12 protein-coding genes are annotated in these 17,357 nt (G+C 61.6%); 3 read left to right on the top strand and 9 right to left on the bottom strand.

Going from position 1 to position 17,357, the window contains the following annotated elements:
• The first annotated feature begins 1 nt into the window (after window position 1).
• Both VQ071_RS21815 and bglS read left to right on the top strand, forming a co-directional pair.
• Entirely contained in the window at window positions 2–874 is an 873-nt protein-coding gene (locus VQ071_RS21815; RefSeq protein ID WP_340516347.1) for a carbohydrate ABC transporter permease, read from the top strand.
• Between the two features lie 107 nt (window positions 875–981).
• Window positions 982–1,713, top strand: a complete 732-nt coding sequence (gene bglS, locus VQ071_RS21810; RefSeq protein WP_340516346.1) for a beta-glucanase — start codon at window positions 982–984, stop codon at window positions 1,711–1,713.
• A 193-nt stretch (window positions 1,714–1,906) separates the two neighbouring features.
• Here bglS and VQ071_RS21805 read toward each other — a convergent pair whose 3' ends face one another.
• A complete protein-coding gene (locus VQ071_RS21805; protein ID WP_340516345.1) occupies window positions 1,907–2,530 on the bottom strand; it encodes a cyclase family protein in 624 nt (207 codons plus the stop codon).
• Window positions 2,531–2,598: 68 nt separating this feature from the next.
• Complete coding sequence (gene zwf, locus VQ071_RS21800) at window positions 2,599–4,152, bottom strand: glucose-6-phosphate dehydrogenase (RefSeq protein ID WP_340516344.1); 1,554 nt, start codon at window positions 4,150–4,152, stop codon at window positions 2,599–2,601.
• Window positions 4,153–4,434: 282 nt separating this feature from the next.
• Between zwf and VQ071_RS21795 the strand changes: the two genes are divergently transcribed.
• Window positions 4,435–4,965 (top strand): hypothetical protein, encoded by a 531-nt coding sequence (locus VQ071_RS21795; RefSeq protein WP_340516343.1) that lies wholly within the window; start codon window positions 4,435–4,437, stop codon window positions 4,963–4,965.
• Window positions 4,966–5,033: 68 nt separating this feature from the next.
• On the opposite strand, the gene VQ071_RS21790 is transcribed toward VQ071_RS21795, so the two are convergent.
• The 7 genes from VQ071_RS21790 to VQ071_RS21760 all read right to left on the bottom strand — a co-directional run bounded on the left by VQ071_RS21790 (window position 5,034) and on the right by VQ071_RS21760 (window position 17,301).
• Window positions 5,034–6,893, bottom strand: coding sequence for a DUF2264 domain-containing protein (locus VQ071_RS21790; RefSeq protein WP_340516342.1), 1,860 nt, complete (start codon window positions 6,891–6,893; stop codon window positions 5,034–5,036).
• 17 nt (window positions 6,894–6,910) lie between these two features.
• The gene (locus tag VQ071_RS21785) at window positions 6,911–8,086 is read right to left on the bottom strand and encodes a glycosyl hydrolase (RefSeq protein ID WP_340516341.1); all 1,176 of its coding nucleotides are present in this window, start codon (window positions 8,084–8,086) and stop codon (window positions 6,911–6,913) included.
• A gap of 130 nt (window positions 8,087–8,216) precedes the next feature.
• The gene (locus VQ071_RS21780) at window positions 8,217–10,037 is read right to left on the bottom strand and encodes a cache domain-containing sensor histidine kinase (RefSeq protein WP_340516340.1); all 1,821 of its coding nucleotides are present in this window, start codon (window positions 10,035–10,037) and stop codon (window positions 8,217–8,219) included.
• A gap of 127 nt (window positions 10,038–10,164) precedes the next feature.
• Complete coding sequence (locus VQ071_RS21775) at window positions 10,165–11,838, bottom strand: hypothetical protein (RefSeq protein ID WP_340516339.1); 1,674 nt, start codon at window positions 11,836–11,838, stop codon at window positions 10,165–10,167.
• 443 nt (window positions 11,839–12,281) lie between these two features.
• Window positions 12,282–14,114 (bottom strand): hypothetical protein, encoded by a 1,833-nt coding sequence (locus tag VQ071_RS21770; RefSeq protein ID WP_340516338.1) that lies wholly within the window; start codon window positions 14,112–14,114, stop codon window positions 12,282–12,284.
• A 47-nt stretch (window positions 14,115–14,161) separates the two neighbouring features.
• On the bottom strand, window positions 14,162–15,766 hold the full coding sequence (locus VQ071_RS21765; RefSeq protein WP_340516337.1) for a helix-turn-helix domain-containing protein: 1,605 nt from the start codon (window positions 15,764–15,766) through the stop codon (window positions 14,162–14,164).
• A gap of 125 nt (window positions 15,767–15,891) precedes the next feature.
• Entirely contained in the window at window positions 15,892–17,301 is a 1,410-nt protein-coding gene (locus tag VQ071_RS21760) for an ABC transporter substrate-binding protein (RefSeq protein WP_340516336.1), read from the bottom strand.
• Window positions 17,302–17,357 lie beyond the last annotated feature (56 nt).

The raw sequence follows: 17,357 nt of genomic DNA, 5'->3' as shown, positions 1-17,357 counted from the left end.
CGTGTACTACAAAACGAAATCGTATCGATTATTCTCGTCTTTCAACTACTTGGCGTTAATATTGATATCCGTACTCTGCATCCTCCCGCTCATTCATATCCTTGCGGTATCGCTGAGCGGGCGATCCGCGGCCAATGCGAATCTGGTCGGCTTATGGCCCGTCGACTTCACGCTGGAGTCCTACGGCACTACGCTGCTGAACGCCAACTTCATTCATGCGCTGTGGGTTGCGTTCGAACGGACGTTCCTCGGCACTTTCGTCTCGATGACCATCATTGTGTTGGCCGCTTACCCGCTATCCAAAACTTTTTCCAAATCGCGAAACGTGTACATCTGGTTTTTCGTATTTACGATGCTGTTCAGCGGCGGTCTGGTTCCCAGCTATCTCGTCGTTCAGAAGCTCGGGCTCATCAACTCGCTGTGGGCGCTCATCCTTCCAGGAGCCGTGTCCGTGTATAACATGATTTTGCTGCTGAATTTCTTCCGGTCGATTTCCAAAGAGCTTGAAGAAGCGGCCTTCATCGACGGCGCGGGCTATTACCGGACGCTGTGGAGCGTCATGATCCCGATCTCTGCGCCGGCGCTCGCTACCTTGTCCTTGTTCACCTTGGTCGGACATTGGAACTCGTGGTTCGACGGATTTATCTACATGACGGATTACCGGGAGTACCCTTTGGCTACGTTCCTTCAGACCATTATTGTCAAGCAAGACTTCAGCAAGCTTAACGTCAAGCCCGAGGATTTGGCAAATATATCGCAGAGAGCGGTCAACGCCGCGCAAATTTTCATCGGCTCGCTGCCCATCCTTGTTATTTATCCGTTGCTGCAGCGTTTTTTTATCAAGGGCATCGTCCTGGGAGCGGTCAAAGAATAATCGACCTGTCAATAAAGCGTTATAAAACTAGCGATAACGGTATTTAGAGTCCCCGCCTCCGCGGATATGATGGAACTGTAATCCAAACCATTCCAAGGAGGAATGCAATGATGAAAAACGTTAAAAGGTTCTGGTTGGCCTGTTTGACCGTCGTGGTATCCATGACGGTGCTTGTCACCTCGGCATATGCGCAAACGGTTTTTTGGGAGCCTCTCACGTCTTACAACGCCAGCACCTGGTCTAAATCGGACGGCTATTCCAACGGCGGCATGTTCAATTGCACTTGGCGCGCGAACAACGTGTCGTTCAACGGAAGCGGCCAAATGCGACTCGCGCTGACAAGCCCGGCTTGGAACACGTTCGACTGCGCGGAATACAAAACGACGTTCTCCTCAGGATACGGACTTTACGAGGTCAACATGAAGCCGGCCAAAAATATCGGCATCGTCTCCTCATTCTTCACCTACACGGGCCCTTCCGAAGGGAACCCTTGGGACGAGATCGACATCGAGTTCCTGGGCAAGGATACGACGAAGGTGCAGTTCAACTACTTCAAGAACGGCGTCGGAGGCCATGAGCAAGTCGTCAATCTTGGCTTTGACGCTTCGCAGGGCTATCATATCTACGCCTTCGATTGGCAGGCGAATTCCATCAAATGGTATGTGGACGGCGTGTTGAAGCATACCGTTACGGGTTCGCCGTCCACGCTGCCGTCAACCCCCGGCAAAATTTTCGCCAACATCTGGAACGGCACGGGCGTAGACGGGTGGCTCGGCGCTTATAACGGCGCGAACCCCTTATACGCAGATTACGATTTCATTAAGTATACGAGCAACTGATCAGCGTAGCTTGCAAGGTTGGATCTAAAAGCACGGCCATGAAACAAGGGGTATCCCCAGTCATTTTAATGACTAAAGGATACCCCTTGTTTTTATCGATTTTGTAAAGCTTCATTTGCATTTCTACATTTCTCTCCGAAAAAACGGCAAGTCCGGCTCCCATGGCCCCGTCTCTCCACGGCTATCGCTCAGCTCAGTCTCCGATCAGCAGCGCCCGCGCCGGCGCCGCGTCGATGCCGGTCAGCTTGAGCGGCGCGATGACGAGCCAGTACGAGCCGGGCTCGACGTCTTTGAGCCGCAGTCCTTCGACGATGACGACACCTGCCCGCATCAACGTGCGATGCGTCGGATATTGTTCCTGCGCACGCTCGATGCCGAGCGCGTCCGTGGCAGCGATCGCGACGCCGATGTCGGCCAGGTAACGCGCGCCGTCCTCGCGCAGGTAAACGAAGTCCATCAGAAACTGCTCGCTGTAGGAGCTGCTTGTCTTGAACAGCAGCCGTTCGCCCTTCTGAATGTTGAACGGCACGAGGTCTTCCTTCGTAATGTACTCCTTGACATGCGTCAGATCGAGCACGCGTGCAGGTCCGACCAGCCGCTCCAGCGGGATCGTCTCGATCGTCTCGCCGCCTGCGAGCATATGCAGCGGGGCGTCGACATGCGTCCCCGTATGCACGTTCATCGTCAGCAGACTCTCATGCGGCTTGCCCTGGTCGTGATTTTGCACATTCGAGATGCTGGGCTTCTTGGCCTCGTAGTTTTTCCATACTTGCATGCCTTCTTCGATCGTCATGCTGATGTCGTATATGCGCGGCATCCGTCTGCTCCTCCTCCGAATCAAGGCTGCCCGCACCGGCGGGCAGCCTTGAATGTACCTGCTTGAATTTACTTGCCTGAGTTGCTCACCCAGATCACATTGTCCTCATCCTGCCCGTTGACCGGCCACCAGTGATAGCCGTCCTGGTGCAGCAGCTTGTGCGCCTGCTGCGGTCCCCAAGCGCCGGCGGAGTATTGGGCCAGGTCCGAAGCATGCTCCTGCCAGGCCGCCGCGATCGGATCGACCAGCTGCCAGGCGGCGGCCAGCTCGTCCCAGCGGGTGAAGTACGTCGAGTCGCCGCGCGCCGCGTCGAAGAGCAGACGCTCGTAGGCTTCGGGCGTATTGATGCCGACCTGGCAGCTCTGGCAGAACTCCATCGCCACAGGCTGGACGGTCATCTCGTTGCCCGGCTTCTTGGCATTGATGCGGATGTAGATGCCCTCCATCGGGTTGACCCGGATGACGAGCAGGTTCGGCTGGAGCTGCTGACGGCTCGCGAACAGCAGGTTGCCGGGCACGTTCTTGAACTCGACGACGATCTCGGTCGACTTGACCGGGAGCCGCTTGCCCGTGCGGACGTAGAACGGCACGCCCGCCCAGCGGAAGTTGTCCACGAACAGACGAGCGGCGAAAAAGGTCTCCGTCGTCGAATCCGGGGGTACCGAATCCTCCTCGCGATAGCCCTTGAGCGCCTGGCCTCTCAGCTCGCCGGCCGTGTACTGGCCGCGGATCACGCGCTCGCGCACTTCGTCTCCCGACTTGAAGCCGCGCAGCGAACGCAGCACCTTGACCTTCTCGTCGCGGATCGCCTCGGGATCGAGGTGGCTCGGCGGCTCCATCGCGATCATCGTCAGCATCTGGAGCATATGGTTCTGTACCATGTCGCGCAGCGCGCCGGACTTGTTGTAGTAAGCGCCGCGCTCCTCGACGCCGACCGTCTCGGCCAGCGTGATCTGGACGTTGGCGATATGCTGCTTGTTCCAGAGCGGCTCGAAGAAGGCGTTCGCGAAGCGGATGACCTCGATGTTCTGCACCATTTCCTTGCCCAGGTAATGGTCGATGCGGAACACTTCGTCCTCGCGGAACACATGACGGATCTCCTCGTTCAGCTTGGACGCGGACGGATAGTCGTAGCCGAACGGCTTTTCGATGACCAGTCTGTGCCAGCCTGCGCTCTCCAGCATGCCGCCGTCGCGGAGGTTGCGGGAGACGGTGCCGAACAGCTCGGGCGCGAGCGCCAGGTAGAACAGACGGTTGCCGGGAATCGAATAGCGCGCCTCGAGCGCCTCCGTCGACGTCTGCAATTCGCGGAAGCCGTCCACGTTGCCGATGTCGAGCGAGTGATAGCTGAACCGCTCGGCGAAGCCTTGCCACTCTTGCTCTTCCTTAATTTTGTACCGGCAAAATTCCTTGATCGAATCGAGGACGTCCTCGCGGAATTGCTCATCCGTGCGGGGACGGCGTGCGAGGCCCACGATCGCGAAGCGGTCGCCGAGCTTGCCCTCGCGGTAGAGGCTGTAGAGCGCCGGGAACAGCTTGCGCCGGGCCAGGTCGCCCGTCGCGCCGAAAATAAAGTAAACCGCGCCCTCGGCGGTTACATGGTCGATCAATTGATCCGTCATGTGCACGTCACTCTCTATGTCGTAGGATAGCGCTTCACGCGCTTCGGTTGGCAGCGCCGGCATTCGTTAGCATTGCATCGCTTTAAAGCCAAGCCTTACCAATACTCTCGCACAGTAGTTTATCATAATTGACTTTTGTAGGCTATCGTCTTGAACAGTTTTCACGCGAAGCAGATGTTTCACCCTCCTAACGACAGGGTAATTGGACATAAAACACGTCCAAGGAAACAAGCACTGCAAAGCTGTACTTATGTGCAACACGATACGAGGGAGGACATCCACATGGCTACGCGACTCAGCAGCATGAACGGTACGGCCAGACTCGCCCGCGTCGCACCGGTGAACCGGACAGCGGCGCTGAATCCGTTCCAAGACGTCTTGGACGATGAGCACCGCCGCTACTTCACCTATGAGGATGAGTCGCGCCGGGCGCCCGCTCCCCTCCCGGTGCCCCCTCACGTCAGGCGCGCGGCAGAGGCCGCCTCTACCGTCGTGCGCGAGGCCATCGAGGTGAACCAGGCGGTGGACAAAGTATATGCGGCTCCGTCGGAGCAGTCGATGACGGAACTGCGGGACAAGTCGGAGAGCCTCAGCCTCCGTCTCCAATCGGAGCGCGATCTGCAGCTCGATCCCGCGATACGGGAACGGTTGGACGCCGCTTACTCTCCGATGGGCTGGCGCCGAGTGGCCGAGCCGATCGCTGAGCAGGCTCCCTGGCGGATGATTCCCCTCCGCGAGGCGATCTATACGGACCAGATGCAGCTGCAATCGCTGTATCCGGACACCGGCCTGGTACTGAGCGCTGAAGCTTGATCGTCGAAATGCTTGAATAACGAACGGGACGCCGCAGAGTCCTCTGCGCGTCCCGTTTTTAATTTGAATCAATGCCGGCCGATCTCAAGCGACTTGCCCAGCGGCGTCCCGATGCGGATCTCCTCATCGGTCGCGCGCACTTCGAAGCGGGTGCGCCAGCCCGCCGGGTCGAACGCCCGAGTCGCCTCGGCTCCCGTCGTACCTGCCGCTGCGGACAACAGCCAGTGGACGCCCGGCTCCAGAACGCAGCGCAGCATGGGGATGACCGTGCGCGGATGGAGCAAGTTCGTGTTGGCCTGCGCCTGCACCAGCTCGGGCTCCCGCCCCGCTCCCAGCAGATCGTAGACGCCGCTCGCACCTGCGGGTCCGGCGGCGAATACCCCGCCCTCGCCGGACGCATGCGTCACGCCGCGCTCGAGCTTCAGCGCGAAGCCGCCCTCCGCGGCATCGAGCCGCCGCGCCGTCTCCACCCGATGGAGCCGCAGATGCCACGGCAGACCGGCGACGATCCATGTGCGTACCTCCACGTCCGCCCAAGGCTTCCATCTCGCGAACAGGATATCGCCGTCGATCCGGGTCTCTTCATTTTTCCGCCGCACCCGATACAGATTGTCTCCTTCGGAGAGCGCCAGCATCGAGTCGAAGGCGCCCTGCGACAGCCCCCACTCGGCCCGCGGCACGCTGAAGCCGAAGGCGGTCGAGTAGACGAACTTCTCGTACTTGGCGGACGTATGCGTATGCTCGTTGGTCGACAGATGGCCCGCATTGAAGGCGGCGACGTGCCCGCCGTCCGCACTCCTGCACAAGACGAGATGCGGCGCCTGCTGCACGGACACGGGCGGCAGTTCGGACAGCGGCTGCTCCTCGGCCGTCCAGAACGGATGATCCTCGGGCAGCGCGAGCGGCGCGAACGCCTTGCAGGCCCAATACGGCGAGCCCGGCGCGTTGTAGTTTTCCGCCATCACCAGATTCGGATACGCGTACCCGATCGTCAGCACGCCGTCGGGACCGAAGATCGGCTGCTTGAACCACCATCTGAGATGCCGCAGCAGCAGCCCCTTCAATACGCCGTACGGCAGCGCCTCCTCGTCGGCGAGCGCCAGCGCCCCCCACAATGCGCCCTGGGAAAAGCGATAGGCCATGCTGCGCCCGTAAGGCAGCGCCGGGCCGTCCGCCGCGAACCAGTGGGCGAAGCCGCCCGCGAACGTCCTGGCCCGCTCCCGGAAGCGCGAAGCGCGCGCCGGGTCTTCCTCGTTCATGAGCTTGGCGTAGAGGAGACCGTAGTAATGAATCGCAAAAGGCACGTAGTAATCGCTGTGTCCCCCCGCGCCGTCCGCATACCAGCCCTCGTCCATGTAAAATTGCTCGACACGGTCCAGATTGCGCTCCGTCTGTTCGGCTTCATAGGCGAGCCCCAGCTTGCGGAAGCCGACATTGACGAGAATCTGAAAAAAGAGCCAGTTGCAGTCGTAAACGGGATGCGCGTTAATCTGACCCAGCCAGGCGTACAGCCTGTCCTTGACCGCCTGCGGCAGCGGATGCCATAGCCGCTCCGGCGCCATCGCCAGCGCGTAGCCGAATGCCGCCATCTCTACGAGCCGCTGGTCGTAATCCTGCACCGCTCCCCAATATTCGGGATGCAGCGGGTCCGTGCCGCTGTCGATCCCTCGCCGATAGATCGCTTCGAGCTCCGCGTCGCTGCCGCCGCCCGCGATCAAGGGCACGAGCCCCCACAGCACGCGCGAGAAACCTTCCATCTGCGCGACCTCCGGCGCGTAGCTCGCGCCCGTCGCCCCGAGCAGCAGCCGCGCGCCGCCCTCGCTGTAGTATGGCTTGAGCGGATCGGTCAGCTGTGCGAAGGCGGCTTGGAGATCCGCACGCGTGCGCAGCGGGTTGTCTGCCAAGGGGTGCTTGCTCGTTCCGTCCATGCGTGCGCCATCCTTTCTTATTCCCAGGGAATCATGTCCGCTCCGCGCAGCCGCGCGAGACCTTCGATGAAGAAGTAATCGCCGTAAATGAGCGGCACGTCGAGATTTTTGCGCTCCGGATAGTGGCTCGTGCCGCGCAGGATCAGCCCCTGCTCATCCGGATCGTCGAACGATCCGTAGCCGGCGTACAGCGACTCCAGCATCCGCTCGCCCGCCTCGCGGTAGGCGCCGCGCTCGGCCGCCGGCAGCAGGCTGTCCAGCAGCAGCAGCCCGCTGGCCGCGCAGGCGCCCGCCGAGGAATCGCGCAGATGCCTGGTCTCGGCCGGCGCGCGGAAGTCCCAATGCGGCACCCTGTCCTCGGGCAGCTGCGCCAGGAAGAAATGCGCGACCCGCTTCGCCGCGTCCGCATACTCCGCTCGGCCCGTATGATGGCAGGCCAGCGCGAGGCCGTACAGCGCCCAGGCCGCGCCCCGCGACCAGGCCGACTCGGGCGCATAGCCTTGGCCGCCGAGGTATTCGGCGACCGCACCCGTCTCCGGGTCGAAGCGGACGATATGGCGCACCGAACCGTCCGGTCGGATGAAGTGCGCGAGCACCGTCCGCATATGCGCCTCGGCGACATGGCGATAGCGCGGATCGCCGCTCTCGCGCGACGCCCAGTAGAGCAGGTTCACGTTCATCGCGCAGTCGATGATGGCGATGCCCGCGTTGTCCTCGCCTTCGTGCCAGGGATTCCAGGCCCGCAGGTAGCCGCCTTGCAGGTTGAAGCGGCCCATCAAGTAGTTCGCCGCCTTGAACGCCCGCCTGCGCGACTGCTCGCTGCCGGTCAGCTTGTAGTTCGCGACGCTTGTCAATATCCACATGAAGCCGAGATCGTGATCCAGCTTGTCGTAGCCGTCCAGCACTTCGTCGAGCCGCGCCTCGCAAGCTTCCGCGACCTCACGCAGTTCGGCTTCCCCGCCGCCCTCGCAGAGCAGCCAGAGCATGCCCGGCCAGAAGCCGGCCGTCCACCAGTGCGGCGGCTCCAGCGTGTACGTGCCGCCTTGGCTCGCATGCGGGAAGTTGGCGCCGATCCGCCGGGCGTTAACCTTCGTCTTGACAAGCGACCGACGCCAAGCCTCCTCTGCCCATCCTTCCGCCTTTCCTCCCGTCACTCCTCCCGTATCCGGTCCGCTGCCTGCTTTGTTCGTCATCTCGCCATCTCCTCTCCCTTGCTATCATTGACCTATTCGATACTCAGCGCTATTCTCCGCAATCACTCCGCATCCACTCCGCACTCCGCCTCACTTCGCTCCATAATCGACCAGTTCCCCACTGACGTCCTCACGATGACGACGGGTCATCCCTGACGGGAATCGTCATGATCACTTCGGTGCCCTCGCCCGGCATGCTCCGGACGTCCATGCGGAATCCGTCGCCGAACATGATCCGCATTCGCTCCGCCACGTTCGCCATGCCGAAGCCGGACAGCTCGCCGCCTTCCTTCGCGGGCCCGCCCTCCGCCGCTGTCAGCTTGTCCCGAAGCTCGTCCAGCTGCGCTTCGTCCATGCCGGCTCCGTCGTCCTCGACCGTCAGCTTCAGCTCCCGGCCGTGTCTGGCCGTCCGAACTCGGATCAGACCGGCGCTCCGGCTGAGTCCGTGGATCAGCGCATTTTCGACGAGCGGCTGGAGACAGAAACGCGGCACCTTCACGAGAAATGCGTCCGCCTCGATATCGAGCGACAGGCGAACCTCCTCTTTTTGCCTCAAATTCATCAGGTCCACATAGTTCACGAGCAGTTCGATCTCCTCGTGCAGCGTGATCGCGTCCTCCTCGCGGCTGATCGTCATCCGGAGCAGCTTGGACAGCGAGCCGATCATCTTGGCGCTCTCCGCGTCGCCGGTCCGCATCACCTTCATGCGAATCGAATTCAGCACGTTAAAAAGGAAATGCGGATGAATCTGCGCTTGCAGCATCGCCAGCTCGGCTTTGCGCTTGCGCGCCTGCGTATGCGACACCTCCGCGATCATGTCCTTGACACGGTCGAGCATCTGGTCGAAAAGGAAGCCGAGCCGGCCGATCTCGTCCTGGCCCCGCACGCCGGAGCGGACCTCGAGATTGCCGCGCTGGACCGTATTCGCCACGCGTCCTAGCCGGACAAGCGGGTGCGTGAACGTTCGCAGCAAGGCGAGCAGCAGGAGCAGGAACGCAGCGAACGAGACAAGCTGGACCGTGAACACACGGTTAAAAATCGAGCTGATGTTCACGATCGCCGCCTTGTAGGGCTGCACGGAGATGAGGCGCCAGTCGTTGACCGGCAGCTTCATCTCGGTCACGAGCGCCTTGCCGCCTTTTTGCGGCAATATGACGGAGCCCGGACGTTTGGCGGTACCCGGGATGGTCTGTCCGTCCCTGTATACTTCGCCGATTCTGCCGCGGTCCGAACCCGACAGAATTTTGCCCTCGCCGTCCACCATCAGCAGCTCTCTGCCATCCTTGACACCGCCCAGAATACGGCTGAACTTGCTCTCCATCATCGTGACGATGACGTAGCCGTAGATGGACGAATTCTCCAGCCGCAGCGTCCGTGCGACGGAGATCTGATACGGGCTGTCCGGCTTGTCGTACGGGAAGGTCGTCTTCGTCGTTCCGACCCAGTAGGTGCTGAAGCCGCTGTAATCCTTGAGCCGCTTGAACCAGGCTTCCTTCATGATGGCGCGCGGATTGAAGTCGTCCGTCGAATAGTTGGTGAACGCCGTGCCGTCCGGCAGCAGAATGCTCACATAACTTTTCTCCCCGACCGCCGTCAGGCTCTCAAGCTGCTGCAAAATCCGGTTGACCGCGGTGAAGTTCAGATAAGGATCGGACTCGGTCGCCCCGCCGCGCTGGGCATATTGCTTGAAGTAAGCGTTCATGTCGGCGTTGACCTGAATGTAGTTCTCGATATTGAGCATGCTCTGCAGCAGATTGCTCACCGAGCCGTTCACCAGCTGCATCGAATCCGCCGCATTGGATACTGCCTGGCGCTTCACGGCCTCCTCGGTCAAGGAGTTGTAGATCAGCATCGTGAGGACGGCCGGCACGAGAATGCATATGATCGAAGCGACCATCAGCTTGCCGCGGATCGTCCGGAAGAACGCCAGCTTAATCGGAAAAGCGCGCATATGCCGCCCCCTGTTCTAGGTAGCACGATCATTATAAAAAAAGACCGCCACGCGCAGTGACGGTATTTTGATCTTTTTGAAGACAATCTTGACTTGCATCCGCCGCGCATCGGAGAGGGCCGGACCGTCAGATGCCTTCGACGTAGTCCGCCAGACCGAGCGTCGCTCCGTTCAGCCTCCGGACCGGCGGCGCCCCTGCCGACGCGGTCAGCTCGAGCCGTTCTCCGTCCAGCGTCTCGTATACGACAGCCAGCACGCCGCCGTTCTCCCCTGCGCCCGACCATGTCGGCGCGCGGCCGTCCATCCGTTCGGCATACGCGTGAAGTATGCCGCGAGGGTCGCCGTCGTCCTGCCCGGCGATGCCGAGGCGGTCCGCCGCATGCGCAGCGTCGGCCGCCTCGACGACGAAGCCGTGAGCGCCGGCTGCGCCCTCGCAATCGTAGCGAACCGCCGACTCTGCCGCCCGGCATTCGCCCAGCAGGTAGACCGCCAGCAGGACATCCTCCGCATACCCGTACCATGCCCGCTCCCGGAAGATCCACTCTCCCTTCGGCAGCACGCCCGCAATCCCGTTCTTCGCCTCAGGGTATAGCGCGATCGCCGTCCCGCGGTGGTAGAGCGTCTCTCCGCCATCGGACGCATGGCGCGGATCGCCCGCCGAATATCCGTCGCCGGGCGGGAAAAAGTAGAGCCTGTTCGCGCCTCGGACAGCGCCGAGCGGCAGCGTCACCTCCCAGCGATGCTGCTCGTTGTCGAACTCCGTCGCCCGCTCCAGCAAGCCGCCGACGGCGAACAGGCGCGTGCGGTACAGGTAGCTGTGCAGCGGCTCCCGTCCCTCGTCGGCAGGGCGGATGCGCCGCTTCGTCTCCGCCGGCGCAGACCGATCCAGCGCGACCAGCCGGGCGGTCTCCGGCGCTTCGTGCAGCAGAAATCCCGCATACTCGACGCGGGGCAACATCCCGGGCAGCGCGAAATCCCCGAATTGCACGTAGTCGAAGGCGACGTTGCCGTCCCGCGGCAGATCCGCAGGCAGACTCCGCATCCTGCCGCCGGCCCAGGCGCCGCCCATGTAATGCCGGGCGCGGTAGGTCCACAGCTCGTCCAGCAGTTCCGCGGCCGCCTCCCGGATGCCGGGATCGCGCACGACGTCTTTAACGCAGACGAACGCCTGCATCCAATGCCAGAACCACGGCAGGGCGCCGTATTCCGCCATGCCTTGCTCCCGGATGCGCGTCAGCGTCAGGCGAAGATCGCGCAAGCCCGCCTCGCGCAGCTCCGCATCGTCGTACCGATCGCCGAGCAGCAGCTTCGTGGCCGTATACTTCGCCTCATGATGGCCGAAGGTCCGCTGCGCGACCCGATAATAGTCGCTGCCGTACAGCCTGTCGATCGCCGCTGCGGCCGCTTGGGCAAGCGGCGGGTCCATCTCCGCGCCATAACGGTCCGCGAACCAGATCAACAGACAGCCCATCAGCTCGGCGGGCAGCGGGTTTTTCGGCGCGAGCCGGGGCTCGGGGTCCAGCCCGAGCGGCCAATGGCCGCAGGTCGGACTCCCGGAATCGGCATCCTGCAGCGCCAGCACGGACAGCAGCACGCCCGATGCCAATGCTTTGCCTGCTTGCCGGTCGCAGGGAGGCTCGACTTCCGGATCGCAGCATGCCGCGAATAGGCTGGATGCCGCATAAAAATTATTTCTAATATCGCCGTGCGTCCACAATCCGCTGGTCAAGAGCGGCTCCGACCAGGCGGCAGCCGCCGTCATCAGCCGCACTTCCAGCATTCGAGCTTGCATTTCCGTCACGCTTCGCACTCTCCCAATTGCAGGTGGTTAGCCCTCGGACAAGGAAACCGAGCTCCCACCGCGATCATTTGAACGGTATCCCTTTCAGTCAGGGACGGCTCTCTTTGACACATTTGAACGGTATCCCGTTCGGTCAGGGACGGCTCTCTTTGACACATTTGAACGGTATCCCTTTCAGTCAGGGACGGCTCTCTTTGCCACATTTGAACGGTATCCCGTTCGGTCAGGGACGACTCTCTTTGCCACGTTTGAACGGTATCCCGTTCGGTCAGGGACGACTCTCATTGTCTCGTTCGGACTGTATCATATCAAGCGAGATAGGGCTGCGCTCCTTGCCTTTTCCTGTCCCAAGGGGATACCGTTAAAACGCCATAAACCACGATTCCCGCACGCTTCCTGTCCCAAGGGGATACCGTTAAAACGTATTTTCGTCCAACAAGCGCTCACTCGCGACCCGCCGCATCGAACCGAAGCCGCAGAGCTATCTCGAGCGTCTTGGCCTCGTCCACAGGGGCCGTCTTCAAGCCGATTCGGTAATAATGCTGCTCCTCGCCGAAATGTCCGGCGAACGTTCGCCGCTCCACAGTCGGCGCCAGCAGTTCTCCGTCGTATTCAAGCCTGACATTATACTTGCTCCCCTTCAGGAGCAGGCAGCCGCTCTCAACCTGCCGCGGCTCGCATCTGGTCACAATAACTTCTTCTACGTCCCGTCCGCCATCTCCTTCGAAAGAGAATACGTCGCGCAGCTCAAGCACGGGCAGCTCGGTCTTGTCCCAGACGAGACGCCGCACCAGCGATGCCAGCGTCGGCGCATCATATGCGCCCGCCAGCTCCAGCTCCAGCAGATCGGCCTCCGGCGATACGTCGTGGCGCAGCACGACGGCCGCACGATCGCGCCCAGCCTGCTGCATCCGGCCACCTACGACAGGCAGCGAGTGACCTTGCGCGCCGTTGCAGTCGTACGCGTAGCGGCCCTCGCCGAAGTAGGCGGACGTATATTCGCCGCGTCCCAGATCGGCGGCGAAGGCCGGCTCTCCCTCGGCCAGCACGATGAAATGGCCGACGTCGATATGGTTGTGCGGCTCGGCGTTATGGCCGCCCTTGGCGGCAAAGCCGAAGCGTCCCGCCGGACCAGCATGCCGCGAGACGAGCCACTGCGCGTCGGCCAGATACCTGCTTCCGTCGGGCCAGGCCGCAGCCACGCTCATGAGGTCTGCATGCGCGTCCGGCCGGTACCAGAGCAGTTCGCGCAGCGCCGGCGCGAAGCGGGCGCAGTGGTCTTCCGTATAGGCCGCCCGGATCGATGCGGGCGGCATCTCGACATCATCGTAGCGAGCCGCCAGGTAGGCGGACAGCCCGAGACGGGCAGGCGTGTCCGGCGCCGCATCGGAGAAGTTCGCCGTCAGATCGCCCATCAGGTAGCAGCGCTGCTGGAACAGCGCGATTTCCCTCGTCTTGGCGCCTGCCAGCAGATCGATAGCGCCGCCGGTCCGGCGATGCAGCAGATCGGCGAAGTATACATAATAGCCAAAGCCGTAATTCCAGTAGCCCAGTCCTTCCAGGCAAGCCCCGTCTTCGCCGAATCCGGCGAGATAGCAATCCATCGATTTCATCGCTTTGCCGATGATAACGGCAAGCCGCTTGGCGTCCGGCTCCAGCAGCAGCGCCGCCGCCCCGATCGATCCCGCGCATACGGCGGCCCAGTTGTGCTCCGCCGTCTCCCAGTGATAGGGGCCCATCGTCAGATAAGGCGTGAACAGCCTGCGGTCAACCTGCGCGCGAATGTCGGCCCGGAGCTCGGGCTCCAGCCGATCGCCGCTCAGGACCAGCAGCTCCGCGAGCGCGAAGCCGGTCTCCGACGCAAACAGATCGATGCCGCGTTCCGCGGTCTCCCCCGTCATATGCGCCGGCAGACACCAGGTCGTCTCGGCCAGTACTTCCCTGACGATGGCCCGGAGCGCCGCTGCGTATCTCTCGTCCTGCGGGTAGAGCAGACGAAGCAGACCGAACGTCGTCAGCCGCCGTCTGCGCTCAAAATAAACGCTCTCATATTCAAGCCGCGTTCCCTGCGTCCTATAAAGATCGAACAGCTCCCGCGTAAGCGGGGGGATCGGGCCCCCGAGCAGCCGGTCTCCCTCCTCCCTGATCTCGCGTACGAGGCCGGCCTGGCCGGAATCGCCGGCCAGCCGATCCCATGCCTCCCGCTCCGCCCCGTAAAGTGAAGCGTCCGCGGGATGCAGCATCCCGAACGCCTCGATGAACGTCTGCTTTTCCATTACGTTCCGGCCTCCTTTCGACTCTCCGATTTCTCTACTCCACTCTGTCAGCCGCGATACTCGGCTGGCGTCACCCCGGCGTGCGCCTTGAACGTTTTGATAAAGTAACTCTGATTGTCATAACCCAGCAGCTCGCAGATCTCGCCTACAGAATGGCCGGTCTGGTCGAGCAGCTCTTTGGCCCGCTCCATTTTTTGCTTGGTCACGTATTCGATGAACGTCGCGCCGGTTTCCTTCTTAAAAAAGCGGCTGAAATAGCTGGCGTTCAGGTGCAGAAGCTCGGCCACCTCTTCAAGGCTGATCCGCCGCCCCAGATTACTCGACACGTACCGATACGCCTCCGCGACCTCGAGCCGCTTGCTCCCCGAGGCGCCTTCGCCTCTGGCCGCCGTGAAGGACAGCAGATGCTCCTCCAGCCAACGCCCGAGCTCCCACAACGAGTCGATATCCGCGATTTCCTTGTGCAGCATGTCCGCCGAATCGTCGGACCGGACGACCAGCAGAGCGTGCAGCTTGAGCTTCAGGTCCAGCACCAGCTTCAGAATCCAATCCTTGACGCTCTCCGCCGGGTAGCCGCCGCGCCAGACGATTCCCATCCACTTGCCCGCAATCCGCGCCACGTCGGGACGCTCCTTGCCCATCAACGCCTCCCGAATCTCAGCGCCGGCCCGATCGTAGAGCGCGAACAGATCGTCCGGCGATCCTGATACGGGCGCCGGGCCTCTCGCGATCTCACCTTCCTGCAGATAAAATCGCCGATATGTGCCGCCGACAAGTCCGCCCAGCTCGTGCTTCAGGCGCTTCGGCGCATCCGCAGGCTCGCCGACGATAAATGCCATGCCGATTTTGAGCACGCGCCTCATCGCCGACTGGATCTGCCCGAGGCAGCTTTTCACCTGATCGTAGATGTTCGTCTTGATGCCCGGCTTGAAGGCGAACAGCAGCATCGACCTGCGGGCGTCGTAGCCAACATGCAGAGCGAACGGCGTCAGCTCCGCCAGCAGCTCGTCCATGACGTTGTCGACGGCGAAGCGCAGCGTCTGCTCCGAGGAGAAGCGCGCTCTGACGCGGGCATAATTCTCTATATATCCAATGACCGGCAGGCAATGCTCGCCCGCTCCGAACAGGCCGTAGGCAATCGCCTCCTGTGCCCACTGGTCCGCGGACAGCAGCGGCTGCTGGATGAAGCCGCGGAAAAACTTTTCCTTGCGCAGCTCCTTCGTCTCGTTCACCAGATGCCGCATCCGCGTCTGCTCCCAGTCCGTCTGGCGCTCTGCGTCCAGTCCTTCCTTGAACTTCAGCAGCACCTTGACCAGCTCGCCGGGATCGAGAGCGTCCTTCAGCAGATACTCCTGGACGTTGAGCCGCATCGCCTGCTGGGCGTACTGGAATTCGCTATGGCATGACAGGATGGCGATGCGCACGGACGGACGCGCCTCCTTGACCCGGGAGGACAGCTCCAGGCCGTCCATCTTCGGCATGCCGATGTCCGTGATGAGAATATCGGGCATCTCGCGCTGGGCATGCTCCCAGGCGATGGCGCCGTTCTCGTAGGTCCCGCTCAAGACGAAGCCGAGCCCTTCCCAATCGATCGCTTCGGCCAGCAGCTCGAGCACCGGGTAATCGTCGTCGGCCAGCAGCACTTTGTACATATCGGGCGCTCCTCTCTTCGCGGGTGTATGCTTATGGCAGGCATCCCGCCAGTCCGATGTCCGAATAATGGAAAAAAAGCGGGGACGAGAAATCCGCCCCCTGCCGGTATTATAACGCACTATGGTTACTTGTTCGCCGCGATAATCTCGTCTACGCGCTTTTGCGAATTTTTGATCGTCGTGTCGATATCCTGGTTGCCGAGAATCAGCTTCTCGTATTCTTCGTTGATCGCTTTGTACACTTCGTTCTGATAAGCGGCCGGCGCGATGATCTGGGACGCCTTGGACTTCACCAGCGTGTCTACGAGAGATTTCTTGTCGACGAGCTCCGGATTTTTGGTGCCGCTCAGAATCGTATCGATGATCGAACCGACCTGATCGCTGCTCACGCCGTTCCATGCCGGGATATTTTTGCCCTGTACGACTTGCCCCTCCGTCGTGTACCAGCGCACGAAGTCATACGCCTCGTCCTTGTGCTTGGACTTGCCGTACACCGCGACATAGTCCGTCGTGACCGGCGTGAGGCCCGTCTCGTCTCCCGGATTGTTCTTCGGGAACGGCGCGACCGCGACGTGAAAGGTGAGCGGCACCTTGTCCGTGCCGCCGATCTCCGTGTTCATCCACGAGCCGATCGTCAGCATGCTCGCCGCCTGGTTGAAAAACTGGTTGCGGTATGCGAGCTTCTGCGAGATCATGTCCGAGTACGGTACCGAGGACTTGTCTTCCTTTTCCATCCGCACGCGCAGTTCGAGCGTCTTCTTGAAGTTCGGATCGTCCAGGTTCGACGTGCCGTCCGCCTTCAGGAATTCAGAGTTCTGCGGCTGATTCTCCATGGCCAGCTTCAGATACTCCATCCATCCCCCGTTGTTCGGGCCGTGAAAGTACGTGCCGTAGCGCTTGCTCGCGCCTTCTCCCTTCGTCAGCTTTTTGGCGTAGTCCGCGTATTCGTCCCATGTCCAGTCGGTCGGGACCGTGAGGCCGGCTTCGTCGAGATGGTCCTTGTTCAACAGCACGTACCACGGGTTGAACTTGCCGGGCAGCGCGTACACTTTGCCGTTCAGATGCGTGTCGACTTTGTAGTCCTCTTCGACTTTATAGCCATCCTTGGAGATGTAGTCGTCAAGCGGGGCCGCCATACCGAGCGCCACGCGCTGCGCATAGCCGGCCGGGTCGCTGAACATCAGCACGTCGATCTGCTCTTCCGAAGCGGCGGCCAGATCGAGCTTTTTGAATGCTTCCTGCGTATCGCCCTTCTCGCTCAGCTGCACGAGCTCCACCGTCACGTTCGGATGGGCCGCGTGATAGGCATCCAGCGTCTTTTTCCAGTTATAGTTTTCTTCCGTGCCGTACGTGTACAGCCGCAGGTTCACATTCTCGCCGGACGCGCCCGCCGACGCGCCTGCGCTTGCCGATCCGGACGGGGAAGCCCCGGAACCCGCGCTTGCATTCCCGTTGTTGTTGCCGTTGCCGCAGCCGGCCAGCAGCCCGATCAGCAGCGTGCCCGCGGCAGCGCCTGCGATCCACTTCTTGTTCATGTCTATGCCCTCCTCATTTTTCCTTGCTTTTGCTTGCGTTGTGGATGTCATCTCGC

Origin of the sequence: Cohnella sp. 56, from assembly GCF_037963805.1 — a bacterium.
Taxonomy (GTDB): domain Bacteria; phylum Bacillota; class Bacilli; order Paenibacillales; family Paenibacillaceae; genus Cohnella.
This window is presented reverse-complemented; position numbering and strand designations above follow the sequence as displayed.